Below are 24,350 nucleotides of genomic sequence, written 5' to 3'. Positions count from 1 at the left end.
CCGGGCCGCCCGGAGCCGGGCGCAGCGCCCGCGGGCCACGCTGTTGGACGATTGATCACCAGGCACTCAGGCAAACATCGCCCGAGAGGCGAACGCCACCAGTGCCTGGTGATCAACCGTCCAGGTCGTTATCCGGGCGACCCGGGGGGGGCAACCGGTCGCGCCGGACGCGCGTCAGCGGTCCTGGGGCACCGGCTCCAGGAGTTGCGGGCGGGGTTCCGGTGCGGCGGCGCGCAGTGCGTCGGCGGACTTGTCGTCGGGCTCGGCCTGGGATTCGATCTCCGCGCGCACCCGCGCCTGGTACAGCGACACCTCGCGGTCGATGTCCTCGGCATCCCAACCCAGCACGGGGGCAACGAGATTGGCGACCTGCTCGGCGCAATTGGCTCCGCGGTCGGAGTATTCGATCGAGATGCGGGTGCGGCGGGCCAGGATGTCGTCGAGGTGCAGGGCGCCCTCGGCGGCGGCCGCGTACACCGCTTCGACCTGCAGGTAGGCCGGGGCGTCGGTGATCGGTTGCAGCAGTTCGGGTTTGCCCGCGGCCATGGCGAGCACCTCGTCGACGACGGAGCCGTAGCGGTCGAGGAGGTGGGTCATGCGGTAGGGGTGCACGCCGTAGTGTTCGGCCAGCTGCACGGTCTGGTTCACCAGGGCGAAGTAGCCGTCGGCGCCGAGCAGGGCAACCTTCTCGGTGATCGAGGGCGAGACGCGGGCCGGAATGTCCTGTGCCGCTTCGTCCATCGCGTCGGCGGCCATCACCCGGTAGGTGGTGTACTTGCCGCCCGCGATGCTCACCAGGCCGGGTGCGACCCTGGCCACCGCGTGTTCGCGCGAGAGCTTGGAGGTCTCGTCGCTCTCCCCGGCCAGCAGTGGGCGCAGGCCCGCGTAGACGCCGTCGATGTCGGCGTGGGTGAGCGGGGTGACCAGCACCTCGTTGACCCGGTCGAGCAGGTAGTCGATATCGGCCTTGGTGGCGGCGGGGTGGGCCAGGTCGAGGTTCCAGTCGGTGTCGGTGGTGCCGATGATCCAGTGCGCGCCCCACGGGATGACGAACAGTACCGAGGTGGCGGTGCGCAGGATGATGGCTGCGTCGCTGACGATCCGGTCGCGCGGCACCACGATGTGCACGCCCTTGGACGCGCGCACATGGAATCGGCCGCGTTGATTCGACAGGCCCTGCACCTCGTCGGTCCACACGCCGGTCGCGTTGATCACCACATTCGCGCGTGCCTCGCCGGTGCGCCCGTCCTCGGTGTCACGCAGCTTCACCCCGACCACCCGGTCGGCTTCGCGCAGCAGCCCGACGACCTGCGTGGAGGTGCGGATGACCGCGCCGTAGTGCGCGGCGGTGCGGGCCACCGTCATGGTGTGGCGGGCATCGTCGACAACGGTGTCGTAGTAGGTGACCCCGCCGATCAGCGAGTCCCTGCGCAGTCCCGGCGCCAATCGCATCGCACCGTGACGGGTCAGATGATGCTGTCCCGGAACGGATTTCGCGCCGCCCATGCTGTCGTAGAGGGTGAGTCCGGCGGCGACATAGGGGCGCTCCCAGACGCGATGGGTGAGCGGGTAGAGGAAGCGCAGCGGCTTCACCAGGTGCGGTGCCAGCGTCGACAGTGCCAGCTCGCGCTCCTTCAACGCCTCCCGGACCAGGCCGAATTCGAGCTGTTCGAGGTAGCGCAGGCCGCCGTGGAACATCTTCGACGACCGGCTCGACGTTCCGGAGGCCAGATCGCGGGCCTCGACCAGGGCGACCGAGAGGCCGCGGGTCGCCGCGTCCAGGGCGATCCCGGCGCCGACCACGCCGCCGCCGATGACCAGGACGTCGAACTGGTCCTTGCCGAGGCGTTCCCAGGCGGTGCGCCGATGCTCCGGCCCGAGCTGACCCGGCCCGAGCCGGTCCCGTTTCCCGCCCGCGACCAACTCACCAGGGTTGAGGAACGGAAACTCCGGTGTCTGCGACATGCTCGACTCCTCGCCGCCGACCGAGGTTCGGCCGGTCCCGGTCGACAGTGGGGCAACGCCGGAGCACATCCCCGGCGCCGTCTACAGGCTAAACGTAGTGCCCGATCCCCGCGCGGGACGTGCGCGGCGGGGCGCGGTCACGAAATTCGGCTCGCACGCCGAACCGGACACCCCTGACCTGTGCCGCACATCGAACTGGCCCGACCCGTATCGGCCGGTCGGGAGGCTGTCACCGACCCAACCGGATGTGTGGGCACTCCGAGATCCGGGTGGGCGCGGCCTGTCGCACCTACCCGCGGTCAGCGCCTCCTTCATCGCCGACGACAAAGCTCGCCACAGCGGCCCGGAGCGGGGCCGTCCTTGGGTAACCTGCATCAATGCGTCGCTATGTGGCCGCCATCGATCAGGGCACGACTTCGAGTCGCTGCATCGTCTTCGACCGGCAGGGCCGGATCGTCGGGACCGCGCAGCGGGAGCATCGGCAGATCTTCCCCAAGCCGGGGTGGGTGGAGCACGATCCGCTGGAGATGTGGCGCAACACCGAGTGGGCGCTCGGGGCGGCGCTCGGCAACAGCGGGTGCTCGGCCGGAGATCTGGCGGCGATCGGGATCACCAATCAGCGCGAGACCACCGTGGTCTGGGACCGGGCCACCGGGCAGCCGGTGTACAACGCCATCGTCTGGCAGGACACCCGCACCGATCAGCTGTGCGCCGAACTGGCCGGTGAGCAGGGCCCGCAGCGGTACGCCGACCGCACGGGGCTGCCGCTGTCGACCTATTTCGCGGGGCCGAAACTGCGCTGGATTCTGGACAATGTCGATGGTGTCCGCGCGCGGGCCGAGGCGGGCGAGCTGTGTTTCGGCACCATGGACACCTGGGTGCTGTGGAAGCTGACCGGCGAGCATCTCACCGACGTCACCAATGCCTCCCGCACCATGTTGATGGATCTACGTACCTTGCAATGGGATTCGCAGATCTGCGCCGAGTTCGACATCCCGATGTCGCTGCTCCCGCAGATCCGCAGCTCCTCGGAGGTCTATGCCGAGATCACCCAGGGACCGTTCGCGGGCGCGCCGGTCGCGGGCATCCTCGGCGATCAGCAGGCCGCCACTTTCGGCCAGGCGTGCCTGCTGCCCGGCGAGGCCAAGAACACCTACGGCACCGGCAATTTCATGCTTCTCAACACCGGGACGACGCCGGTGTTCAGCAAGCACGGCCTGCTCACCACCGCCTGCTACCAGCTCGGCGACGCACCGGCGGTCTACGCGCTGGAAGGTTCGATCGCCGTCACCGGCTCGCTGGTGCAGTGGCTGCGCGACAATCTCGGCATCATCGCCTCGGCCGAGGAGGTGGAACCGCTGGCCCGCAGCGTCGACGACAACGGCGGCGCGTATTTCGTGCCCGCCTTCTCCGGCCTGTTCGCCCCGCGCTGGCGGCCCGACGCGCGCGGCGTCATCGCCGGGCTCACCCGCTTCGTCACCAAGGCCCACCTGGCCCGCGCCGCCCTGGAATCGACGGCCTTCCAGACCCGCGAGGTGGTCGACGCCATGCGTGCCGACGCCGCCGCCCAGCAGCTGGATCTGGAACTGACCACCCTCAAGGTCGACGGCGGCATGACCGGCAACGACCTGCTCATGCAATTCCAGTCCGACATCCTCGACGTCCCGGTCGTTCGCCCCGTCGTGCGCGAGACCACCGCCCTCGGTGCCGCCTACGCCGCCGGCCTGGCGGTGGGCTACTGGTCGGGCACCGACGAGATCCGCGACAACTGGTCCGCCGATCACACCTGGACCCCGACCATGCCGGAATCCGAACGCGCCCAACGCTTCACCGAATGGAACAAGGCCGTCGAGCGCACCTACAACTGGGCGTGATGGACGACCGGCCACGAAAGACACCGCGCCAGCAGCGTTCCCGGCAGACCGTGGACACGCTGCTCGAAGCCGCGGCCCAGGTCTTCTCCCGCGAGGGCATCACGGCCACGACCAACCGCATCGCCGAACGCGCCGGACTCTCGATCGGCACGCTCTACCAGTACTTTCCGAACAAGGAAGCCATGCTGCACGCCCTGGCCGAGCGTCACCTGCTCGACGCCGGGCAGCAGCTGGGTGCGGTGTTCGCCCAGCTGCGCGCCGACGAGCCACCCTTCGACGAGAGCATGCGGGCGATCATGGTGGTGGTCGCCGACCTGCACCGCGAGCGACCCGCCCTGCACGCCCTGCTGCACCGGGTCGCGCTGCGGCTGCCGGGCGAGCTCGCGGCGATGCAGGCCTTCGAGGACCACCTCGTCGCCGAGATCGAATTCCACCTGCGACGCTGCGACCGCGGCGGGTCCGATCCCCTGCTCACCGCCCGCACCGTGGTCCACGCGGTCGACGCACAGGTCCACCGCGTCCTCACCCGGCACTCCGTGCGCGCCGAGGAGCTGACCGCGCTGGCCACGGCCTTGATCCCGGCCGAGTCGTCGCCGGATGACGAATCCGACCGCTAGCACCCGAACAGCTGACCTGGTGGCGTCACGGCGGCGAACAAACCGGCCGGCCAACGACCCACCTGGCGCTCCACAACCACGAGCGCAACCGGTAGCGCTTTGCGCACCTCCAGGTGCTCGTCGCGGAACGCGACTCAGGGGCGAGTCGCGACCAGTAGCTCCCGCAGCGTGTCCGCGAGCTGGGTGACGCCGGGTTCTTCGAGTGGGAAATGTCCGCAGCCTTCGAGCAACACGGCCCGAGTCGGTGCGCTGATGCGGTCGAGGAATCGCAGGCTCAGGTCCGGTGGGGTCCAGCGGTCCTCGGCCGGATGGACCAGGGTCACCGGTGTGGTTGTGAACCGTTCCGGCGCAGTGTGTTCGAACCGCAGGAAGTCCGCGAGGAAGCCGAGGGGGATCCGCACACCGCCGCCGCGTGGATCGGTCGCGCAGTGCCGTGACACCGCCGGATCGAGGCTCATGTTCGCCAGGTCGGCCAGCCAGCGGACCGGGAGACGCACCCGCCCGAGCACCGCGCCGGTGGCGGCGAGGACCGGCAGCGGCACCGCCCCGGTCACCGACCACCGCGCCATCGCGCGCCGCATCGCCGGATCCGAGGGATCGGCCAGACAGGTCGCCACGACGTGCGCCGCCCGCCCCGTCCGCGCGGCCACCTCGTAGGCCAGCATCCCGCCCACGCTCGCCCCGAACAGCACGAGCGGACGATCATCGGCTTCGGTCTCGGCCACGACGAAATCGCAGACCAGGTCGACCCAGTCGCGATACCTCACCCCACCGGGATCGTCCACCACGGTGTCGCCATACAGCGGCAGATCCAACGCCGCCACCGAAACCCCTTCTGCCGCACCGATCCCCAACAACGGCCACACCAACCCCGCATGCCCACCGGCACCGTGCAACGCCAGCGCCCGAACGGGATCATCCGTACCGCCCGCCCGCGCAACATGCACCCGATGCCCCCGCCACGCCCACCACTCGGAACGAGGCTCGACGATCACCTCCGCCCGATACCGCGGCGGCAGAAACTGCGCATAACTCAGATACTCCATACCTCCAGCATCGAGCCGCCAACCCACCGCGACAACTCGCATTCGAAGGTCGAGCACGACACCACCAAGGCGCCCTGAACAGCGAAAACAGGCGCCATGGCGACCCATTGCGACCCGTGCTCGCATTTCCGCTCTGCCGCAGACATCTGCGAGAAGAAGAACGCCGACTCACGCACCTTCACCCGTGCGAGGCCGGTATGCCCACCAGCCGTCGAACACGCGGTCAGCGACTTCCGAGATCCGATGGTCAAACCTTGACGACGGGATGCGCGGCGGGCAGGCTCGACAGCTTCGTGCAACGCCGCGAGTAGGACTCAGCGGGTGGCCGTGGCCAGTCTGGTTACCGCTTCGGTGAGAGTTGCCTCGTCGGAGGTGGTGAAGCACAGGCGCATGGAGGTGCGGTAGGCGTCGGAGACGGCGAAGGCGGCGCCGGGGACGTAGGCGACGCCGGATTCCAATGCGGTGGGGAGCAGGGCCGAGGTGTCGGTGTTGTCGGTGAAGTCGGCCCAGACGAACATGCCGCCGGTGGCGTCGGTGCAGTGGACGCGGTCGCCGAAGGTGGTGCGGACGGCTTCGACCAGGGACTTCGCGCGGGCGCCGTAGGCGGTGCGGACGGTGTCGATGTGGGTGGTGAGCCAGTCGGTGTCGGTGAGGAGGTCGGCGGTGATGCGGTGGGTGAGGGCGGAACCGCACAGGTCGGCGCCCTGTTTGAGGAGTTCGACGGCGCGACAGACGCGGTCGGGGGCGACCAGCCAGCCGACGCGCAGGGTGGGGGCGAGGATCTTGGAGACGCTGGACAGGCGGATGACCTGCGGCGAGTAGGTCGCGACGGGCGCGGGGGCGGGCTGGTCGAACCAGAGCTCGCCGTAGGGGTCGTCCTCGATCACCCAGAAGCCGTGCGCCTCGGCCAGTTCGGCCAGGCGGCGACGGCGTTCGGGAGCCAGCGTGACGCCGCCGGGGTTGTGGAAGTTGGAGACGGTGTGCACGACGGCGGGGCGCTCCCCAGCGGCCAGCAGGTCTTCCAGGACGTCGACGCGCATGCCGTCACCATCGAGCGGCACGGCGACGATCTGCGCCCCGGCGGCCCGGAACACTTGCAGCGCACCGATATACGCGGGATCCTCCACGATCACCAGCGCGCCGGGGTCGATGAGCACCTCGGACAGCAGCGACAGCGCCTGCTGCGAACCGTGGGTGACGAACACCTCCTCGACCGGCACCGCGCGCCCGATGCGGGCGGACTCGCGCTCGGCGATCACCGCGCGCAACGCGGGCAGGCCGGGCGACTCGGTGTACTGCAGCACGGCGGGATCACCCAGCGCGGCCTGCGCGGCGAGGGCGATCCGCTCGCGCGGCATCAGCGCCGCGTCGGGCAGGCCACCCGCGAGGCTGATGACGTCGGCGCGCGCGGTGAGTTTGAGCAGGTCCCTGATCGCGGAGCTCTGCAAGCCGTCGAGCTTGCCTGCCAGTGCGGGACTGATCGGGGACATGGGAAACCTCCGGGAACGCCAGGGGATGCGATGCTCCACGATCGCATATCACTGACCAGAATATGAAATTCCATTCCCAAATAATGAGATACTACCGAGCGGCGATGGTCTTGATCTGCCACTTTCCGTCGGTGTTGGTGGTGATGATCTCCTGCTTGTAGACGATCGCGGTGCCGTCGGGATGCCATTCCCGCAGTTCCACGTCGTAGCGACCCTCGCTGGTCTCGCGCATCTTCACGCAGTGCGTCGCGCCGACCGGGATCTGCTCGTCGATCGCCGCCTGGATCGTCTCGGCAGGTGAGATGTCACCATCGGGTGCCGCGTAGTCGCGCACCTTCACACCGGAGCGGTCGACGTAGAAGGCGTACTGGAAGCCGAGGATCGCCTTGGCGCCGGAGGACGTGTCGCCGGGGCCGTTGCCCACGGTGACGGCCTGCTCGGCCACCTCCTGGCAATCGGTGGCCGACACCGCCGACGGGATCGGCGCCGCGGTCACGCCGGGATCGCCGCCGCCCCGCTTGACCAGGCCGATCGTCAGCACCAGCGCCACCACGAGCAGCACGGCCGCCGCGGCACCGCCGACGATCCAGCGCATCCGCTTGTCGGGTTCCTTCTTCGCGCTCGGCGCCGGCGGCGGCGTCTTGGGCGCGAGCCTGCGCGCGATCGGGTCGTCGGCCCAGGACAGTCCCGCTTCCGCGGGCGGCTTCGGTACCGCGCCACCCTCGTCGGGGCTGTTCCACCAGGCCTTGTCCTCCGCGGACCTCGGCTCGTCGCCGAGCGGGGTGCGCACGGTCTCGGGCGCTTCCGGGATACGCGAGGAGTCCGGCGACGGTGGCGCTTCGGCGCGCGGACCGGGCCGTTCGCGGCGGATCACCTCGGTGCGATCGGAGTCGGAGCTCACCGGGACCGAATCGCCGAAGGGTGAGTCGCCGAAGGCGGAGTTGTCACCCCGCGGTGCCTGATCGCCGCCGATCCGGACCGTGGCGTCGGCCGGTGGCGCGGTGGGCGCGCCGAACGGCGAGCTGTCGTGCGGGGTGACGGGTGCGCCGAAGGGTGAGGCGTCCCGCCCCGGGGGCGGGGAGGCCACGGCGTCACCGAAGACGGAGGTCGGGGCGGATCGCCGGTCCGGGGGCAGTCGAGGCGGGACCGGAGCACGCGGTGGTGTCGAACCGGCGGGCGGAGCGGCTGGGGCCTGCCCGGCGACCGGCGCGCCGAACGGCCCCGGCTCGGGAGCGCTGGACGGATCGGGCGTGGGCGCACCGAACGGACCTGGCTCACCGGACGTCGGCGCGCCGAATGAGCCTGGCGCGCTGGGTGTTCCGGACACCGGCGAACCGAATGGCGCGGGCGTTCCGGATGTCGGCGCACCGAACGGACCGGGCGTTCCGGACGTCGGTGCACCGAATGGTCCTGGCGCACTTGGTGTTCCGGAGGTGGGTGCGCCGAAAGGACCGGGCGCGGCCGACGGCGGACCAGCCGGACGCCAGCCCATCTCCGGTAGCGCGCCCGGCGGAGCGGGCGGTGGCGTGGCGGCCAGTGGCGCGCCGAAGCCTTCGTCGTCGAGCGGCGGCCCGAAATCGCTTACGGGAGGACCGAATTCCGCGGCGGGTCGGTCGCCACGCTCGTTCTCGTCACCCTCGGTGCCCAAGTCCAATCCTTTCCCAGGACACACGTGTGGGGCGGTCGCATCCGACCGCCCCACACGACGTACTGCGTGTCAGTACTGGAGTGAGCCACCCCACTGGGTGGTGACACCCGCAACGTTCACCGTCTGAAGCAGCTCCCCCGGCACGGGCAGTGTAGCCTGCGCGGCGGCCTCGAGCGCGGCCGTACCGCCCGGCTGCGCCTTGATCCAGTTCTCGACCGCGGCCTTGGCCAGGTTGGCCTGGGTGGTGTCGAGCACGGTGACCGTGGTGAAGTCCTCGCGGCCGTCGCCACCGTTGTAGGCGGTGACCTGGATCGAGTTCTCGGTGATGTACTCGACCGAGACGCCCGCGTCACCGAAGCCCTGCGGCGTGCGGTACCCGATGGTGCCGACGTAGCCGGAGGCGTTGTTGTAGTGATGGGTGTTGGCCAGCACGCCGGGCACCAGACCGCCCGCGTCGACCGTCACGCCGACTTCCTGGCGCGGGCCTTCCATCTCGACGACCGGCGCGGCCGGCGCGTCGGCCAGGCGCGGGGCCTGCCAGGACGGCTCCTGCAGCAGGGTGCTCGGACCCTCGGTGTCGGCTTCCTCGCCGGTCACGCCCTGATCGGACGGCACGGTCGGCTGCGTGGGCTGCGTCGGCAGCGCCTGCGACGGCCGGCCGGGCGTGGTGCCCTCTTCACCGGGAACGGTCTCCGCCTCGGTGGCGCCCTCTTCTTCTTCGTCCGTCGCGACGGCGGGCTTGTCCTGAGCGGACTGGCCCGGCACCGGCAGCGGCGCGACACGCGGGGTGGTGACACCCGGCTGGCTCGGCGTCGGCCGGGCCGGCGTGGCCTCCGGCTGACCCGGCGCGGGGCTGGTGACACCCGGCTGGGCCGGGGTCGGCTTGGTCTGACCGGGCTTGTTCTCGCCCGGCTTCACGTTCTCCGGAGTCTCGGGACCTTCGGTCTCCTGAGACGGCGTTCCGGTTCCCGGCTGCGCAGGCGCCGGGGTGGCGGGTGTGGTCGGCTGGTCGCTGGGGACCGCGCCGGCCGGAGCCGCAAGAAGGGTTGCCACGGCCGCCGCGGCAGCCAGGGGCAACGACGTGCTCGCCATCGCTCGCTGCGCCCGACTCGGCTTACGATGCTTCACTTTTCGCTTATCCCTTTCCCGGAGGGAATCCCCCACTACTCCACCACGCGATCACAATCTGATCGCGCCTCGGCGGTGAGTCAACCACATGAGCGCGGGACAGGCAACGCAGCAGTAGGTTTCGGCGTCGCCCGGCGCCGCCTGCGCAAACACCCGCTGTGACCGAGGCCGGGAATCGACGACTGCCGTTGGCGAACAGGACAATTCGAAACCTCGAATGCCGGTGATCCACCTCACATTCGAGGAACCACGGCTCAGTCCAGGTCGTCGTGGCGCATCAGCAAACGGCCCGCTTCGGTGACCGATCCGGTCAGCGACGGATACACCGAGAAGGTCTGCGCCAGATCGGTGACGGTGAGGTTGTTCTGCACCGCGAGCGCGATCGGCAGGATCAGTTCGGAGGCGATCGGCGCGACCACGACGCCGCCGATCACCACACCGGTCGCCGGGCGGCAGAAGATCTTGACGAAGCCGCGGCGCAGGCCCGACATCTTCGCGCGCGGATTGGTGTTCAGCGGCAGCATCACCGTGCGCGCCGGGACCTCACCGTCGTCGATGGCGGTCTGGCTCACGCCGACCGTCGCGATCTCGGGCCGGGTGAACACCGCCGAGGCCACCGTCTTCAACCGGATCGGGCTCACGCCCTCGCCCAGCGCGTGGTACATCGCGATCCGGCCCTGCATGGCGGCCACCGAGGCCAGCGGGAGCAGGCCGGTGCAGTCGCCCGCGGCGTAGATGCCGGGCACCGAGGTGCGCGAGACCCGGTCGACGCGAAGGTAACCGCCGCGATCGAGTTCGATGCCGACCCGGTCGAGGCCGAGCTGATCGGTGTTCGGGGTGGAGCCCACGGTCATCAGGGCATGCGAACCGGTCACCGTGCGCCCGTCGGACAGCTTCACCACGATGCCGTCGGCGGTGCGCTCCACCGCGTCGGCGCGCGCGTGCTTGACCAGTTCCACACCGCGCTCGGCGAGGGCGTCCTCGAGCACGAGCGCCGCGTCGGCGTCCTCGCCGGGCAGCACGCGGTCGCGGCTCGAGACCAGCTTCACCCGCACACCCATCTCGGTGTAGGCGGAGACGAACTCGGCACCGGTGACGCCGGAACCGACCACCACCAGCGTCTCGGGCAGTTCGTGCAGGTCGTAGAGCTGACGCCAGTTCAGGATGCGCTCGCCGTCGGGTTCGGCGCCCGGCAGCACGCGCGGGCTGGCGCCGGTGGCGATGAGCACCACCTCGGCCTCGAACTCCTCGCTGCTGCCGTCGGCGAGGACGGCACGCACCCGGTGCGCCAAACCGGTGGCGGGACCGACCAATTCGCCCCGGCCGGCCAGCAACTGCACGCCCGCGGCCTGCAACTTGGCGCGAATGTCGGAGGACTGGGCCAGCGCGAGCGCCTTCACGCGCCCGTTGACCTCGGGCAGGTGCACCTGCGCCTGGCTCGCGTCGAGGGTGATGCCGAGGTCGCGGGCGCGGCGCAGATCGGTGCGCAGACCGGTGGAGGCGATGAAGGTCTTCGACGGCACGCAATCCCAGAGCACGCAGGCGCCACCGATGCCGTCGGCGTCGACCAGGGTCACCGAGGCCCCGTGCTGGGCGGCCACCAGCGCCGCCTCGTATCCGGCCGGTCCACCACCGATGATCGCAATCCGTGCCACCAGTCACGCTCCTGTTGCTCGCCTGATCGGGGCTGCCCCTTGTGAGGGCTGCCCGTGCTGTCGACCCATCATTTCAGGTGCGTTGTGACGGTGCCGGGTCGGCTCGGTGAACACCGTCGGGCGTGTTCGACGTCGTCGCCGAATGTGACGGTGAGCCGATCTGGGTGGGAGACAGGAATTCCGCCGCTGTTATTGGCTACAGTTCCTCAGGTGCCGATCTATGCCGCCTACGGGTCCAACATGGACTCGACGCAGATGCTGGAACGCTGCCCGCATTCGCCCATGTCCGGGACCGGGTGGCTGGAAGGTTGGCGCCTGACCTTCGCCGGTGACGACATCGGCTGGGAAGGGCCGTTGGCCACCGTCGTCGAGGATCCGGGCTCCCGGGTGTTCGTCGTCCTCTACGACGTCTCCCCCGAGGACGAGGACCGCCTCGACCGCTGGGAGGGCTCGGACTTCGGCATCCACAAGAAGATCCGCCTGCGCGTCACCGGCACCCAGGGCGAATCCCGCCTGGCCTGGCTCTACGTCCTCGATGCCTACGAAGGCGGCCTCCCCTCGGCCCGCTACATCGGCGTCATCGCCGACGCGGCCGAAAAAGCAGGCGCCCCCGAGGAATACGTCCACGCCCTGCGCACCCGCAACAGCAAGAACGTCGGGCCGGGTTCGGCCTGAGTGACTCCGTGCCGGTACGGATACCGGCACGGAATCGTGGTCAGCCTGCCTGCAGGACGATGTTGGCCAAGGTCCGGACCCCCACCGCCAACGCCCGCTCGTCGATGTCGAACGTCGGCTGATGCAGGTCCAGCTGCTCCCCGGTCCCCGGCCACACGCCCAACCGCGCCATCGCGCCCGGCGCCTCCTCCAGATACCAGGAGAAATCCTCCCCGCCCCCGGACTGCGGTGTGTCGGCGAGCGCGTCCGGTCCCATCGCCAGCACCGCGTTCTCGAACATCAGCGCCGAGGTCGGATCATTGACCACCGGCGGCACGCCCCGCTTGTAGTTGAGCTGGTAGCGCACCCCGGTCGGCGCGAGCAGACCGTCGATGATCTCGCGGACCAGCGGTTCCAGCAGCAGCCAGGTCGCGTGATCGCCGGTGCGGACGGTGCCGGTGAGCATGCCCGTCTGCGGGATGGCGTTGGGCGCCTTGCCAGCGCTGACCGCGCCCCACACCATCACGGTGCTGGTCCGCGGGTCGACGCGGCGGCTCAGCAGCCCGGGCAGACCGGTGATGACGGTGCCGATGGCGTAGACCAGATCACTGGTCAGATGCGGACGCGAGGTGTGCCCGCCCGGCGAGTCGAACACCAGCTCGACCGTGTCGGCGGCCGAGGTGATGGCCCCGGTGCGCACGCCGACCTTGCCGACCTCGAGCCGGGGATCGCAGTGCAGGGCGAAGATCCGGTCGACACCGTCCATCGCACCGGCCGCGACCGCGTCGATCGCACCGCCCGGCATCACTTCCTCGGCGGGCTGGAACACCAGCCGCACCCCGACCGGCAGCGTGGCTTCGGCCTCGGCCAGCGCCAGCGCGGCGCCGAGCAGCACGGTGGTGTGCGCGTCGTGACCGCAGGCGTGCGAGACGCCGGGCACGGTCGAGGCGAAGCTCAGGCCGGTGAACTCCTGCATCGGCAGCGCGTCCATGTCGGCGCGCAGCGCGATCCGGGGCCGGTCGGTGGGGCCGAAATCGCACAGCAGACCGGTGCCGCCGGGCAGTACCTCCCAGGTCAGCCCGGCCTTGGTCAGCCAGCCGGAGACGAACTCGGTGGTGGCGAACTCCGCGCGGGAGAGCTCGGGGTTGGCGTGGATGTGGCGACGCCACTGCACCAGGTCGGCGGTGTGCTCGGCCAGCCACGACTCGACGATCTCCGGGCCGGACAGGCCGGCGTGTTCGGTGTCCGGCAGGGTCGGACACGCCGCGTTCTCACGCATCATCGAGTGGGTGGCGTGCTCGGCCAGGCCCCTCGATAGCGCTTCGGCGCCTGCGCGTGCGGTGTCCGAATGGCCGGAAATGCTCACCGAATGTCCTCCTGTCGTTGGAGCAACCGTTGTAACAATCTGTCCCTGTGTACTTCATCGCGCGCCATCGCGACAGCGGTACGCGAAAGCGCGAGGGCGCCGTCGAGCACCGCCCGATCGGCCGAGGCGTTCACCGCGGCGGCCGCGAACTCGGGCTGATGGGTCACCGCGCCGTCGGCGTCGATGCCGATCACCGGGTGGATGCCGGGGATCACGTTGGTGACGTTGCCCATGTCGGTGCTGCCGAGCGGACGCAGCACCTCGAGCTCGGGCGCGATCGGCGTCCGGCCCAGTCCGGTGAGCTGCGCGCGGTAGAGCGCCGAGAGAACCGGATCGGGCGTGAGCTCGGTGTAGGTGGGCGCGAGCGTCCGTATGTCGTGCGTGCAGCCGGTTGCCAGGGCACCCGCTTCGAAGCACGCCTTCGCTCGGCGCATCAGGTCGTCGAGGGAAGCGGAATCGGCAGCGCGGAGGTAGTACAGCAACTCCGCGCGGCCGGGCACGATGTTGGGGGCTACGCCACCGTCGGACACTATACCGTGCAGCTGCTGACCGGGACGGAGATGCTGGCGCAGCAAGCCGAGGGCAACCTGGGTCAGCGTCACCGCGTCGCCCGCGTTGCGGCCCAGTTCGGGTGCGGCGCTGGCGTGCGCCTCGCGGCCGTGGAAGGTGATCGCCAGATCGGCCAGGGCCAGTGAGCGCGCGCCGACGATGTCGGCGGGGCCGGGGTGCACCATCATCGCCATCGCGATGTCGTCGAAGGCGCCCGCCTCCAGCATGAGGATCTTGCCGCCGCCGCTCTCCTCGGCGGGGGTGCCGAGCACGATGACGGTCAGGCCGAGCGGATCGGCCACTTCGGCCAGCCCGAGCGCGGCGCCGACGGCCGAGGCGGCGATGATGTTGTGCCCGCAGGCGTGCCCGATCTCGGGCAGTGCGTCGTATTCGGCGCAGATGCCGACGGTCAGCGGGCCGCTGCCGTAGACGGCGCGGAACGCCGTCGGCAGGCCGGCGACGCCGGTGGTGACCGCGAAACCGCGCTCGACCAGCGGTGCGAGGACCTTGGCGACGCTGCGCGTCTCGGCGAAGGCGAGCTCGGGTTCGGCGTGAATCGCGTGCGAGAGGCCGATCAGTTCGGCCGAGGCCGCGAGGATCGCGGCATCGGACGCGGTGGCCGAGCGTTCGCCGGTGCGCGAGGGTGCCATACCCTCCAGTCTCGCATCAGTGCCGGACCGGGGCGCACCGGCGAGTGCTCAGTTGCCGAACGGCAGGTTCTCCGGGGTGACCGGGGTGGCCAGCGCGGCGAGGGCCTCGGCGTGCAGGGCGGTCTTGATGATCGGGCTGATCGGCTTGCGCAGGCTGGTCAGCGCGGCGGCGCGCGCGATCGCGGCGGGCAGCACCTCCTCGGCGTCGGCCTTGGCGGCGACGATGCCCGCGGCGATGGCCTCGTCGGCACCGAAACGGTGGCCGGTGGTCATGGCCTGCACGCACACCTGGTTGGCGAGACGGCCCTTGAGCAGGCCGTTCATGCCGATGGTGAAGGGCATGCCGAGGTGCACCTCGGGCAGCGACCAGAACCCGCGGTCACCGCGCATCACGCTGAAATCGTGCGAGAGGGCCAGCATGGCGCCCGCGCCGAACGCGTGGCCGTTGATCGCGGCGACGGTCGGCAGGGGGAAGGTGAGCAGGCGGGTGTAGAGGGTGTGCACGCGGTCCAGGTAGCCGTGGATCTTGTCCAGGTTGCCGAACACCCAGTCGGTGTCGAGACCGTTGCTGTAGAACTTGCCGGTCGCGACGGTCACCAGCGCGGCCGCGCCCTCGGACGCCTCGACCTTGTCGAGTTCGGCGTGGAAGGCATCGATCCAGTCCGGCGAGAATCGGTTCTCGTTGTCGGTCTGTCCCTCGTTTCCGAGGTACAGCACGAATACGTCACCGGAGCGCTCCAAATACGGCATGCAGGGAAGAATAAACCGCAGCTGGGCAAGTACTTACTCGCGGGTATCCCCGACCGGGTGGAACAGGCCGGGCAGGGTCGGATGCCGGGACATAGACTCACTCCATGCTTGCCGAACAGGCCGCTCAGGCGATTGCCGAACGTACGGGAGTGCCGCGTCATCGCGTGGCCGTGGTGCTGGGATCGGGGTGGCAGGAGGCAGCGGCCGAGATCGGCGCGCCGCATGCCTCGATCGCCATGCCGGAGTTACCGGGCTTCGGCAAACCCGGTGCGCAGGGGCACGGGGGCATGGTGCATTCGCTCACCGTGAACGACAACAACGTGCTGCTGCTGATGGGCCGTCAGCATCTCTACGAGGGCTACACACCCCAGCAGGTCGTGCACCCGGTGACCGCCGCGATCGCCGCCGGCGCCGAGATCGTGCTGCTCACCAATGCCGCGGGCGGGATCAGGCCCGGTATGCAGGTGGGCGAGCCGGTGCTGATCGCCGATCACCTCAATCTCACCGCGCGGACCCCGCTCGAGGGCGCGCGATTCGTCGACCTGGTCGATGCCTGGGACCCGGAGCTGCGGGCGCTGGCCAGGGAGATCGACCCGAGTCTGAGCGACGGTGTCTACGCCGGGCTCACCGGTCCGCAGTACGAGACGCCTGCCGAGATCCGGATGCTGGCCACGATCGGCGCCGATCTGGTCGGCATGTCGACGGTGCTCGAGGCGATCGAGGCGCGCTCACGCGGCGCGAAGGTGCTCGGCATCTCGCTGGTCACCAATCTGGCCGCGGGCGTCACCGGCGAGCATCTGTCGCACGCGGAGGTGCTCGCCGAGGGGCAGGCGGCCGCGCCCCGGCTCGGCAAGCTGCTGCGCGGGATCCTGGAGCGCGTGTAGATGCTGCGCTTCGGGACCGCAGGCCTGCGCGGACCGCTGCGCGAGGGCCCGGACGGGATGAACGTGACCACGGTGTCGCGGGCCACGGCCGGGCTGGCCGCCTGGCTGCGGGACCGGTGCCTCGGTGGCGGGGCGGTGGTCGTCGGGCGCGATGCCAGGCACGGGTCGGCCGAGTTCGCCACCGCCACCGCCGAGATCTTCACGGCGGCGGGCTTCCCGGTGACGCTGCTGCCCGAACCGGTGCCGACGCCCGTGGTGGCGTTCGCGGTGCGGGAGCTGGGCGCGGTGGCCGGTGTGCAGATCACCGCCTCGCACAATCCGCCCGCCGACAACGGGTACAAGGTGTATCTCGACGGCGGGTCGCAGCTCATCGCGCCCGCCGACACCGAGATCGAGAAGGCCATCGAGGTCGTGGCCGAACCTGTTGCCAGGGAGCCGGTTTCGACCTCCGGCGCGGAGCTGGTCGACCGGTATCTCGCGCGGGTGGCCGAACTGCCCCGGCTCCTCGGCGGGCCCGGTGAGCGGGCCGAGGTGCGGATCGCGCTGACCGCGCTGCACGGTGTCGGCGGGGAGCTCGCGGTGCGGGCGCTGGCCGCGGCGGGGTTCACCGATGTGCACGTCGTCGACGAGCAGTTCGCCCCCGATCCCGACTTCCCCACCGTCGCCTTCCCGAACCCCGAGGAGCCCGGCGCCGCCGACCTGCTGCTCGCGCTGGCCGAGCGGGTCGACGCCGACCTCGCCATCGCCCTCGACCCCGACGCCGACCGCTGCGCTCTCGGCGTGCCGGGTCCGCGGGGCTGGCGGATGCTGCGCGGCGACGAGACCGGCGTGCTGCTGGCCGACTACGTCCTGCGCACCGCCCCCGCCGACCCCTTGGTCGCCACCACCATCGTCTCCTCGCGCCTGCTCGCGAAGCTGGCGGCCGCCCGCTCGGCCCGCTACGCGGAGACCCTCACCGGCTTCAAATGGCTGGCCAGAGCGGGTGACGGGCTGGTGTACGCCTACGAGGAGGCCATCGGCCACTGCGTCGACCCGTCGAAGGTCCGCGACAAGGACGGCATCTCCGCCGCCGTGGCCGCCGCCGACCTGGTCGCCCTGTTGAAGGCGCAGGGCAGCTCCCTGCTCGCCGAACTGGACTCCTACGCCGTCGAATTCGGCCTGCACGCGGGTGACCAGGTTTCCCTTCGCCTGCCGGACCAGGCCGCGGCCGGCGCCCTCACCGCGCTCCTGCGCGCCGACCCGCCCAGCGAGATCGCCGGCACCCCGGTGAAATTCACCGACCAGTCCCAGGTCCGCGGCCGCATGCGCACCGACGCGCTGATCTTCGACGCCGACGACTTCCGCATCGTCATCCGACCCTCGGGCACCGAGCCGAAACTCAAGTGCTACCTGGAGGTCTTCGCGCCCGTCGCGGCGGCCGCGGACCTCCCGCGGGCTCGTGTCGACGCCGAGGCCCGGCTGACCGCACTGGCCGACCACTGCCGCACGCTGGACACGGTGGCCCGCCGAGCGTGATCGGAGTGGTTCAGGGGCGCTTGGGATCCCGCACGTTCCGACGCACCGCCGGGTCGCCGAAGAGCAGACCGTTGTCCTCCGGAGCCTCGACCGGCAACGATTCGGTGGCACGGTGCCCATGTTCGATCGAGCAGTGCCGAAAGGGCCCGCGTTCCGAGGTCAGCGCGCGGATGTGCGGGTCGGCGTGATCGAGTAACCAGAAGCTGATTCCGAGCCCGCCACCGTGCCGGGCCACCTCCCACGAACGCCACAGCGCGTCCAGCCGGATGGCCACGCTGGGATGTCGCCACCACTGCGGACACCACGGGATCCCGTCGCCGGACCGGTATCCCAGCGAGTCGCCGAAAACCTGGATGAAATAGCCGTCGAACCAGGCCATGACATCGCCGTAGGCGGGCTCGGCCTCGGACTCTGTTTCCCCCATGGACGAAGGATCGCACAGGGCACCGACACCCGGAACGGATTCAGCGCGGGCCGAACTGGCGGTCGCCCGCGTCGCCGAGGCCGGGGACGATGTAGGCGTGCTCGTTGAGTTTCTCGTCGATCGCGGCGGTGACCAGGCGGACCGGGAGGCCCGAGCCGGCCAGGGCGGCAACGCCTTCGGGGGCGGAGACGACGCAGACGGCGGTGATGTCGGTGGCGCCGCGGGCGGCGAGGAGTTCGAGGGTGTAGAGCATCGAGCCGCCGGTGGCCAGCATCGGGTCGAGGACGAAGACGGGCAGGCCGGTGAGGTCCTCGGGCAGCGATTCCAGGTAGGGCACGGGTTCGTGGGACTGTTCGTCGCGGGCGATGCCGACGAAACCGACGCGGGCCTCCGGCACGAGATCGGCGGCCGCGTAGACCATGCCGAGGCCGGCCCGCAGGACCGGGACCAGCAGCGGCGGCGCGGCCAGGCGCACGCCCTCGGTGACCGCGACCGGCGTGTCGATCGGCGCGCGCACGACCGGCGCGTCGCGCAGCGCCTCGTAGATGAGGATGCCGGTGAGATCGCGCAGAGCATTGCGGAAGGTGGCGTTGTCGGAGCGGGCGTCCCGCATGGTGCTCAGCAGCGTGGCGGCGAGCGGATGGTCGACAGTGTCGGTGCGCATGAAAAAACGATAGGGTCGCCAGGCGGTTCCGGTGCGACTGCTGGGGAAATTTCGCGGTCGAGGGAACCGAATGCGGCGCCGGTGCGTCGAAGCTATTGAATGACGTACTCTGCCCGGGAACTCGAGGATTGGGGGAAGTTCGATGGTAAAGATGTCGGCCGATGCCGAGGGCATCGTCGCCTATAGCGGAACTGCCGAGGTCATGGCCACCGACCTGGCCACCGCGGCGGCCGGTGCGGTCGCTTCCGACCCCACCCTGCTCGGCCCGATCATGGGCCTGATCGGCGGCGATTTCGTGGCGGCCTACTCCGCCGCGCACTTCGGCCACGTGGCGGCCATCGGTCAGCTGTCGGCCGTCATGGCGAGCATGGGCGCGGCCACGGCCAGCGCCGCCGCCACGCTCGTCGACACCGACCTGAACAACGCCGCCGCCCTCGGGTCGGCGACCGGCGGGCTCGGTGCGGGCGCATGATCGACCTCAGCGGCATCGCACAACCGCTCTACGACCTGCTGTCGAGCTTCGGTAGCGGAGTGGTCGGCACCGGGGGCGCCTCCGACGGGCTGCGGGCGACCTCCACCAATCTCGACCAGATCCACCAGCTCGGCCGTTCCGGGATCAACGCGGTGAACGCCGCGTGGGACGGCCAGGCCGTCGACGCGGCCACCGCCAAGGCCCTGCGCGTGCAGACCTCCTCGGCCACCCTGTCCGACAACGGCACCGAGATGGCGACCGTGGTCGACCAGGCCGCGGCCTACGTGGAGACCGGGCAGAAGGAACTCGACGGGATCGTCAACTCGTTCCTGACCGACGTGTCCAAGCTGGCACCCACCCTCGGCACGCCGGTCGGCCTCACCGCCGTGGTGAGCTCCGCGATCGACCACATCGGCCAGGGCCTCGGCGTCGTCGGCCGGGTGCAGGACGAACTGGGCACCCAGACCGCGGCGATCCAGGAGCTCACCCCGGCGCCGTCGAGCGTCGCGCCCGCCAGTGTCTCCGGTGGCGCGACCAATGCCGCGTCCTCGCTCGGTTCGAACCTGCTGTCCGCGGTCGCGAGCACCGGCAGTTCGGTGCTCGGCGCCGTGTCGTCGTCGGCGTCCTCGGCGCTCACCGGCGCGAGCACACCGGCCGCCACCGGCGGGACCACCGGCGGCACCGGTCAGCCATCGACCGGATCCGGCTCCTCGACCGGGTCGAGCGGCACCGGCGTCAAGATCACCCTGCCCGACGGCAGCGTCGTCGAGGCGCCCAACGAAGAGGCCGCGACCGCGGTCCGCTCGGCCATCGGCGCCGTCGGCACGCCGTATGTCTGGGGCGGCAACACCCCGGGCTCCGGTATCGACTGCAGCGGCCTCACCAAGTACGCCTACGGCGAGGCCGGGGTCGAACTGCCCCGGCTCGCCCAGGAGCAGCACATCGGCAACCCCCAGGTGTCCCCCGGTGATCTGATGCCGGGCGATCTGGCCGTGTGGGACGGCCACGTCGCCATGGTGGTCGGCAACGGGCAGCTCGTCGAGGCGGGCGATCCCGTCTCGATCAGTTCCATCCGAACGGAGAACAGTGGCATGGAGTTCTACGGCTTCTACAGGCCAACCTCATGACCGGCACGCCGATCCCCGAGGTTCCCAATGTGGAGTCCGCGGTCAGCAGCAACCGGTCGGGCACGATCTCGGTCCGCGCGACCAGCATGGGTCTGCCGATCGCGATCAAGTTCGAGCGCAGTGAGTACCAGTACGGCGCCCAAGCGCTCGCCGACGAGATCCTGCGCCTGACCCGGCGCTCGACCATCGCCGCGGCGGCCCGGCTGCGCGAGGTCTACAGCGAGCAGGCGCAGATCCCCGACGAGCTGCTGGACAAGATGAACCTGCCCACCCGGCGCCAGGCCGTCGACGAGCTCGACCGCATCGACGACGCCGACACCGGTCAGACGAGTTGGATGAGGCCACTGTGAGTGCGGAGATGGACGCCCTGGTCAAGGGCGTGACCGACAAACTCGAGGCGCTGGAGGCTGCGCTGTACGGGTTGAAGCAGGTCAACGGGCGTTTCACCACCGAGGACGGCCTGGTCACCGCCGAGGTGAACAGCGACGGCGCACTGGTCGCGCTGACCCTCGACGAAGGCATCACCGCACTCGCTCCCCCCGAGGCCGCGCAGCTGATCCTGCACGCCTGCAAACAGGCCACCGAGGGCGCCGGGGCAGAGCGTTCCAACATCATTGCGACACTGAACGAATCACTCACCGGCGCGAGTGCGGTACCGGCCGATCAGTTAGCACCCGGGCCGGATAGTGCGCGGCGCTGAAGCTCGATAGGCTTCGCGTCATGGCTTCTGGAGACATCGTCCCGATCGAGCTCGGTCTGACCGATGGCGATCTCGTCACCCTGTGGGCACCGCGCTGGCGCGACGGTGACGACGAGTGGGAGGCGTTCCTCGGTCACGAGGACGACCTCTACGGATTCGAGTCCGTTGCGGAGCTGGCGGCGTTCATCCGCACCAACTCCGACAACGACCTCGTCGACCACCCGTCCTGGGCGGTCATCGCCGGTCTGTCGGCCGCCGAGCTGGAGCCGGAGGAGAACTTCAGTTTCGATCTGGTCGCCGTGCCGGAGCTGGCCGCGGGCGATCCCGAGGTCGAGGCCATCGGTGAGCTCGAGGACACCCTGGCGATGGTGCGCAACATCGGCGAGGTGTGCGAACTCGACGTGGTGACCAAGTTCTTCGGGTCCAACCCGGTGCTCGGCGCGCTGGCCAGCGGGGCGAGCACCTTCGTCGGGCGTGACGGCGAGGAGCTCTGGGACCAGGTCGGCGCGGCCATCGTCAAGGGCTGGGACGACGTCCTCGACGCGATCGACAGCGTCGTCAGCACCCCCGAGGTCGACGCGGCCGCGGTCGCCGTCGCCGAGGCCGAGCTGCTGGCCGCCGAGGAGAACGTGGTCGACGCCGACGATGTCGCCGAGGAGGACGAGGAGTTCGAGAACGTCGACCTCACCGCCGAGGACGACGAGGACGAGGACGAGTCGTTCTGGAACGAGGTCGGCATCGACCCGGTCAAGATCGTCACCTCCGACGGCGAGCAGTACACGCTGCGCTGCTACCTCGACGACGAGCCGATCTTCCTCGGCAACGGCCGGACCATCACGGTCTTCGCCTCCGAGCGCGCGCTGGCCCGCTACCTGGCCGACGATCACGAACACGAGCTCGCCAGGGTCTCCACTTTCGCCGAGGTGCAGACCGCCGCGGTCGACGGCTCGCTCGAGGTCGAGGTGACCGACGAGAACGTCTACGTGCTCACCGGTCTGGTCGAGGATCTGGCCGAGGGTCCCGAGGCGGTCGACGTCGAACAGCTCGACCTGGCTGTCGAACTGTTCAGCGACGCCGCCGATTACGCCGACGACGACAGCGTGGAACAGGCGCTGGCCCCGTCGAATCCGCTCGGCTGGTACGTCTCCTACCTGCTCAACCCCGACCCGAACCGGATGGCGCCGAACCCGCCGTTCGCCACCGAGGCCCAGCAGTTCCGCGACCTGCAGCGCGTCTTCGAAGCGCGCCTGGTCACCGAGTGAGCTGACGAGACGAGACCATCGGGGGTGGCACCTGCACAGGTGCCACCCCCGATGTCGTTCATCCCAGCAGGACGGCGTACCCCGGCTTGATGACCTCGTCGATGATCTTCAGCCGGTCCGGGAACGGGATGAACGCCGACTTCATGGCATTGATGGTGAACCGTTCCAGGTCACTCCAGCCGTAGTCGAAGGTGTCGACCAGCTTGAGCATCTCCTCGCTCATGGAGGTGTCGCTCATCAGCCGGTTGTCGGTGTTCACGGTGACCCGGAAGCGCAGGCGTGCCAGCAGGTCGAACGGGTGCTTGTCCAGCGAGGGCACCGCGCCGGTCTGCACGTTCGAGGACGGACACAGCTCCAATGGCACCCGCATGTCGCGCACATAGTTGGCGACCAACCCGAGCTGCGCGTCCTCGATGGCGCCGGGGACCACGATGTCGTCGGTGATGCGCACGCCGTGGCCGAGCCGGTCGCAACCGCAGAACGCCAGCGCCTCGTGGATCGACGGCAATCCGAACGCCTCACCCGCGTGAATCGTGAAGTGCGCGTGGTTGGCTCGCAGGTATTCGAAGGCGTCGAGGTGCCGGGTGGGCGGGAATCCCGCTTCGGCGCCCGCGATGTCGAACCCGCCGACACCGCTGTCGCGGAACCGCACCGTCAGCTCGGCGATCTCGCGCGAGCGCGCCGCGTGCCGCATGGCGGTGAGCAGACAGGTCACCCGGATGACATTGCCCTGCTCCGCGGCCAGGGCCTCACCTTCCCGGAACCCCGCGAGGGTGTGCTCGACCACCTCGTCGAGAGTCAGCCCCTTCTCGAGGTGCTGTTCCGGGGCGAACCGCACCTCGGCGTAGACCACACCGTCGGCGGCGAGATCGATCGCGCACTCACGCGCCACCCGGCGCAAACCCTCCGGAGTCTGCATCACCGCGACGGTGTGGGCGAACGTCTCCAGGTACCGCTCCAACGACCCACTGTCGGCGGCATCCCGAAACCAGGCCCCCAAACTCTCGGCATCGTGAGCGGGTAACTGGTCATAGCCGCACTCAGCGGCCAGCTCGAGCACCGTCGCCGGCCGCAAACCACCGTCGAGGTGATCGTGCAGCAGAGCCTTCGGCGCTTGTCGGATCGAAGCAAGGTCAAGGGGCATCGGTCCAGTCATGTTCAAACGGTAGCTCCTCCGCCTCTCCGCGTCTTCTGGCCAGACTCAGTCGGTTTCACCGGTTACATTGGCGAGCGGCGGTTGAGGGCTGAGCGGGTTTGCCCGTACCCGGTGAGTTACCCATGTTCTCGCGAGATCAGTGGTGGAATCACCACACGGCGAAGGTCTACCCGACCCGCCCGAGAACCAACTCCCCCGGCTTGCTGCCGGGCACCGCTTCGATCGCGACCGCCCCGTCCAGCGCGGCAAGCGCACCACCGAACGACTCGGACGTATCGGTGTGCAACGTCAGCAGCGCCTGACCAGCCACCACTACTGCCCTACCTGCCCCGCACCCAGTCCATCGGAGCCCACCGCACTCTTAGCCAGCCCCGCACACCACCCCGCGGAGAGCCCGCCACCTGCCGCATTGCCAGCCCACACATCACACCGTGCGAAGCCCGCCACCTCCCGAACTCCCAGCCACACCCACACCCGAAGTCCTCCACCTCCCGCACTCCCAGCCCCATCACCAGAGCCCGAAGTCCGCCACCTCCCGCACTCCCAGCCCCATCACCAACACCTAAGTCCGCCATGACCGCACTCCCAGCCCCGCACCCGCGACCTCGAGGAGCGGCGGCCACGCAGTGGCCGGTCGCGGCCGGGCCGCCGGTTAGGCGCCGCGGCGTACGCGACGAAGGAGCAAGCCGCGGTGCCTAACCGGCGGCCCCTCGGGGCCGCGACTCGAGCGCGCCAGCGCTCCAACAAACACAGC

General features: G+C 70.0%; 23 protein-coding genes. 10 read left to right on the top strand and 13 right to left on the bottom strand.

Annotated elements, in window-relative coordinates; translation table 11 throughout:
• Positions 1-174 precede the first annotated feature (174 nt).
• Positions 175-1,965, bottom strand: a complete 1,791-nt coding sequence (glpD, locus tag ACFVVM_RS31810) for a glycerol-3-phosphate dehydrogenase (protein ID WP_387625891.1) — start codon at positions 1,963-1,965, stop codon at positions 175-177.
• A 377-nt stretch (positions 1,966-2,342) separates the two neighbouring features.
• Here glpD and glpK point away from each other — a divergent pair, with 377 nt between their 5' ends.
• Both glpK and ACFVVM_RS31800 read left to right on the top strand, forming a co-directional pair.
• Entirely contained in the window at positions 2,343-3,839 is a 1,497-nt protein-coding gene (gene glpK, locus ACFVVM_RS31805; protein ID WP_387625889.1) for a glycerol kinase GlpK, read from the top strand.
• Positions 3,839-4,456, top strand: coding sequence for a TetR/AcrR family transcriptional regulator (locus ACFVVM_RS31800; RefSeq protein ID WP_387625887.1), 618 nt, complete (start codon positions 3,839-3,841; stop codon positions 4,454-4,456). The genes glpK and ACFVVM_RS31800 overlap by 1 nt, the downstream gene beginning before the upstream one ends.
• Before the next feature lie 134 nt (positions 4,457-4,590).
• Here the strand turns inward: ACFVVM_RS31800 and ACFVVM_RS31795 are convergent, their stop codons facing one another.
• The 5 genes from ACFVVM_RS31795 to ACFVVM_RS31775 all read right to left on the bottom strand — a co-directional run bounded on the left by ACFVVM_RS31795 (position 4,591) and on the right by ACFVVM_RS31775 (position 11,423).
• Positions 4,591-5,502, bottom strand: coding sequence for an alpha/beta hydrolase (locus ACFVVM_RS31795; protein WP_387625885.1), 912 nt, complete (start codon positions 5,500-5,502; stop codon positions 4,591-4,593).
• Between the two features lie 314 nt (positions 5,503-5,816).
• On the bottom strand, positions 5,817-6,992 hold the full coding sequence (locus tag ACFVVM_RS31790) for a PLP-dependent aminotransferase family protein (protein WP_387625883.1): 1,176 nt from the start codon (positions 6,990-6,992) through the stop codon (positions 5,817-5,819).
• Positions 6,993-7,083: 91 nt separating this feature from the next.
• A complete protein-coding gene (locus tag ACFVVM_RS31785) occupies positions 7,084-8,079 on the bottom strand; it encodes a hypothetical protein (RefSeq protein WP_387625881.1) in 996 nt (331 codons plus the stop codon).
• A gap of 630 nt (positions 8,080-8,709) precedes the next feature.
• Positions 8,710-9,693 (bottom strand): hypothetical protein, encoded by a 984-nt coding sequence (locus tag ACFVVM_RS31780; protein WP_387625879.1) that lies wholly within the window; start codon positions 9,691-9,693, stop codon positions 8,710-8,712.
• Between the two features lie 329 nt (positions 9,694-10,022).
• On the bottom strand, positions 10,023-11,423 hold the full coding sequence (locus tag ACFVVM_RS31775; protein ID WP_387625877.1) for an NAD(P)H-quinone dehydrogenase: 1,401 nt from the start codon (positions 11,421-11,423) through the stop codon (positions 10,023-10,025).
• Between the two features lie 210 nt (positions 11,424-11,633).
• Between ACFVVM_RS31775 and ACFVVM_RS31770 the strand changes: the two genes are divergently transcribed.
• Entirely contained in the window at positions 11,634-12,098 is a 465-nt protein-coding gene (locus ACFVVM_RS31770) for a gamma-glutamylcyclotransferase (protein ID WP_387625875.1), read from the top strand.
• A 40-nt stretch (positions 12,099-12,138) separates the two neighbouring features.
• Here the strand turns inward: ACFVVM_RS31770 and ACFVVM_RS31765 are convergent, their stop codons facing one another.
• Genes ACFVVM_RS31765 through ACFVVM_RS31755 form a run of 3 tightly spaced genes read right to left on the bottom strand, consistent with a single transcriptional unit; the run spans position 12,139 to position 15,392 of the window.
• Positions 12,139-13,443: an amidohydrolase gene (locus tag ACFVVM_RS31765; protein ID WP_387625873.1), complete on the bottom strand. Its 1,305-nt coding sequence runs from the start codon at positions 13,441-13,443 to the stop codon at positions 12,139-12,141.
• Entirely contained in the window at positions 13,440-14,642 is a 1,203-nt protein-coding gene (locus ACFVVM_RS31760; RefSeq protein WP_387625871.1) for a M20 family metallopeptidase, read from the bottom strand. Before ACFVVM_RS31760 ends, ACFVVM_RS31765 begins: the two co-directional genes overlap by 4 nt.
• Before the next feature lie 48 nt (positions 14,643-14,690).
• Entirely contained in the window at positions 14,691-15,392 is a 702-nt protein-coding gene (locus tag ACFVVM_RS31755; RefSeq protein WP_387625869.1) for an enoyl-CoA hydratase-related protein, read from the bottom strand.
• A 104-nt stretch (positions 15,393-15,496) separates the two neighbouring features.
• Between ACFVVM_RS31755 and ACFVVM_RS31750 the strand changes: the two genes are divergently transcribed.
• Together ACFVVM_RS31750 and ACFVVM_RS31745 are read left to right on the top strand one after the other, a co-directional pair.
• The gene (locus ACFVVM_RS31750; protein ID WP_387625867.1) at positions 15,497-16,276 is read left to right on the top strand and encodes a purine-nucleoside phosphorylase; all 780 of its coding nucleotides are present in this window, start codon (positions 15,497-15,499) and stop codon (positions 16,274-16,276) included.
• Complete coding sequence (locus tag ACFVVM_RS31745; RefSeq protein WP_387625865.1) at positions 16,277-17,791, top strand: phospho-sugar mutase; 1,515 nt, start codon at positions 16,277-16,279, stop codon at positions 17,789-17,791. It abuts the gene before it with no gap.
• 10 nt (positions 17,792-17,801) lie between these two features.
• Here ACFVVM_RS31745 and ACFVVM_RS31740 read toward each other — a convergent pair whose 3' ends face one another.
• Together ACFVVM_RS31740 and upp are read right to left on the bottom strand one after the other, a co-directional pair.
• Positions 17,802-18,215, bottom strand: a complete 414-nt coding sequence (locus ACFVVM_RS31740) for a DUF4913 domain-containing protein (RefSeq protein ID WP_387625863.1) — start codon at positions 18,213-18,215, stop codon at positions 17,802-17,804.
• 40 nt (positions 18,216-18,255) lie between these two features.
• Positions 18,256-18,879 (bottom strand): uracil phosphoribosyltransferase, encoded by a 624-nt coding sequence (gene upp, locus ACFVVM_RS31735; RefSeq protein ID WP_387625861.1) that lies wholly within the window; start codon positions 18,877-18,879, stop codon positions 18,256-18,258.
• 142 nt (positions 18,880-19,021) lie between these two features.
• On the opposite strand from upp, the gene ACFVVM_RS31730 reads away from it, so the two are divergent.
• Genes ACFVVM_RS31730 through ACFVVM_RS31710 form a run of 5 tightly spaced genes read left to right on the top strand, consistent with a single transcriptional unit; the run spans position 19,022 to position 22,440 of the window.
• Positions 19,022-19,351 carry a hypothetical protein gene (locus ACFVVM_RS31730; RefSeq protein ID WP_387625859.1) on the top strand — a complete coding sequence of 110 codons (330 nt, stop codon included), beginning with the start codon at positions 19,022-19,024 and terminating at the stop codon, positions 19,349-19,351.
• Positions 19,348-20,478 carry an NlpC/P60 family protein gene (locus ACFVVM_RS31725; protein WP_387625857.1) on the top strand — a complete coding sequence of 377 codons (1,131 nt, stop codon included), beginning with the start codon at positions 19,348-19,350 and terminating at the stop codon, positions 20,476-20,478. The genes ACFVVM_RS31730 and ACFVVM_RS31725 overlap by 4 nt, the downstream gene beginning before the upstream one ends.
• Positions 20,475-20,828: a hypothetical protein gene (locus ACFVVM_RS31720; RefSeq protein WP_387625855.1), complete on the top strand. Its 354-nt coding sequence runs from the start codon at positions 20,475-20,477 to the stop codon at positions 20,826-20,828. Before ACFVVM_RS31725 ends, ACFVVM_RS31720 begins: the two co-directional genes overlap by 4 nt.
• The gene (locus tag ACFVVM_RS31715; protein ID WP_387625853.1) at positions 20,825-21,178 is read left to right on the top strand and encodes a YbaB/EbfC family nucleoid-associated protein; all 354 of its coding nucleotides are present in this window, start codon (positions 20,825-20,827) and stop codon (positions 21,176-21,178) included. The genes ACFVVM_RS31720 and ACFVVM_RS31715 overlap by 4 nt, the downstream gene beginning before the upstream one ends.
• Before the next feature lie 20 nt (positions 21,179-21,198).
• The gene (locus tag ACFVVM_RS31710) at positions 21,199-22,440 is read left to right on the top strand and encodes a primosomal protein (RefSeq protein ID WP_387625851.1); all 1,242 of its coding nucleotides are present in this window, start codon (positions 21,199-21,201) and stop codon (positions 22,438-22,440) included.
• A gap of 58 nt (positions 22,441-22,498) precedes the next feature.
• On the opposite strand, the gene ACFVVM_RS31705 is transcribed toward ACFVVM_RS31710, so the two are convergent.
• Together ACFVVM_RS31705 and ACFVVM_RS31700 are read right to left on the bottom strand one after the other, a co-directional pair.
• The gene (locus ACFVVM_RS31705; protein WP_387625849.1) at positions 22,499-23,596 is read right to left on the bottom strand and encodes an adenosine deaminase; all 1,098 of its coding nucleotides are present in this window, start codon (positions 23,594-23,596) and stop codon (positions 22,499-22,501) included.
• A gap of 166 nt (positions 23,597-23,762) precedes the next feature.
• Positions 23,763-23,906 (bottom strand): hypothetical protein, encoded by a 144-nt coding sequence (locus tag ACFVVM_RS31700; RefSeq protein WP_387625847.1) that lies wholly within the window; start codon positions 23,904-23,906, stop codon positions 23,763-23,765.
• Positions 23,907-24,350: the final 444 nt, after the last annotated feature.

The sequence above is a fragment of the Nocardia sp. NPDC058176 genome (genome assembly GCF_042883805.1).
Classification (GTDB): Bacteria; Actinomycetota; Actinomycetes; order Mycobacteriales; family Mycobacteriaceae; genus Nocardia.
Note: the sequence above shows the minus strand (reverse complement) of the source record. Positions and strands in the feature narration are given on the sequence as shown.

What these genes read in the sequence shown, in the direction of transcription:
- ACFVVM_RS31710 (WP_387625851.1), top strand. Translation starts at nt 21,199, where the DNA reads ATGGCTTCTGGAGACATCGTCCCGATCGAGCTCGGTCTGACCGATGGC.
- ACFVVM_RS31725 (WP_387625857.1), top strand. Translation starts at nt 19,348, where the DNA reads ATGATCGACCTCAGCGGCATCGCACAACCGCTCTACGACCTGCTGTCG.
- ACFVVM_RS31760 (WP_387625871.1), bottom strand. Translation starts at nt 14,642, where the DNA reads ATGGCACCCTCGCGCACCGGCGAACGCTCGGCCACCGCGTCCGATGCC.
- ACFVVM_RS31720 (WP_387625855.1), top strand. Translation starts at nt 20,475, where the DNA reads ATGACCGGCACGCCGATCCCCGAGGTTCCCAATGTGGAGTCCGCGGTC.
- ACFVVM_RS31795 (WP_387625885.1), bottom strand. Translation starts at nt 5,502, where the DNA reads ATGGAGTATCTGAGTTATGCGCAGTTTCTGCCGCCGCGGTATCGGGCG.
- ACFVVM_RS31705 (WP_387625849.1), bottom strand. Translation starts at nt 23,596, where the DNA reads ATGACTGGACCGATGCCCCTTGACCTTGCTTCGATCCGACAAGCGCCG.
- glpK (WP_387625889.1), top strand. Translation starts at nt 2,343, where the DNA reads ATGCGTCGCTATGTGGCCGCCATCGATCAGGGCACGACTTCGAGTCGC.
- ACFVVM_RS31790 (WP_387625883.1), bottom strand. Translation starts at nt 6,992, where the DNA reads ATGTCCCCGATCAGTCCCGCACTGGCAGGCAAGCTCGACGGCTTGCAG.
- ACFVVM_RS31740 (WP_387625863.1), bottom strand. Translation starts at nt 18,215, where the DNA reads ATGGGGGAAACAGAGTCCGAGGCCGAGCCCGCCTACGGCGATGTCATG.
- upp (WP_387625861.1), bottom strand. Translation starts at nt 18,879, where the DNA reads ATGCGCACCGACACTGTCGACCATCCGCTCGCCGCCACGCTGCTGAGC.
- ACFVVM_RS31745 (WP_387625865.1), top strand. Translation starts at nt 16,277, where the DNA reads ATGCTGCGCTTCGGGACCGCAGGCCTGCGCGGACCGCTGCGCGAGGGC.
- ACFVVM_RS31800 (WP_387625887.1), top strand. Translation starts at nt 3,839, where the DNA reads ATGGACGACCGGCCACGAAAGACACCGCGCCAGCAGCGTTCCCGGCAG.
- glpD (WP_387625891.1), bottom strand. Translation starts at nt 1,965, where the DNA reads ATGTCGCAGACACCGGAGTTTCCGTTCCTCAACCCTGGTGAGTTGGTC.
- ACFVVM_RS31755 (WP_387625869.1), bottom strand. Translation starts at nt 15,392, where the DNA reads ATGCCGTATTTGGAGCGCTCCGGTGACGTATTCGTGCTGTACCTCGGA.
- ACFVVM_RS31750 (WP_387625867.1), top strand. Translation starts at nt 15,497, where the DNA reads ATGCTTGCCGAACAGGCCGCTCAGGCGATTGCCGAACGTACGGGAGTG.
- ACFVVM_RS31730 (WP_387625859.1), top strand. Translation starts at nt 19,022, where the DNA reads ATGGTAAAGATGTCGGCCGATGCCGAGGGCATCGTCGCCTATAGCGGA.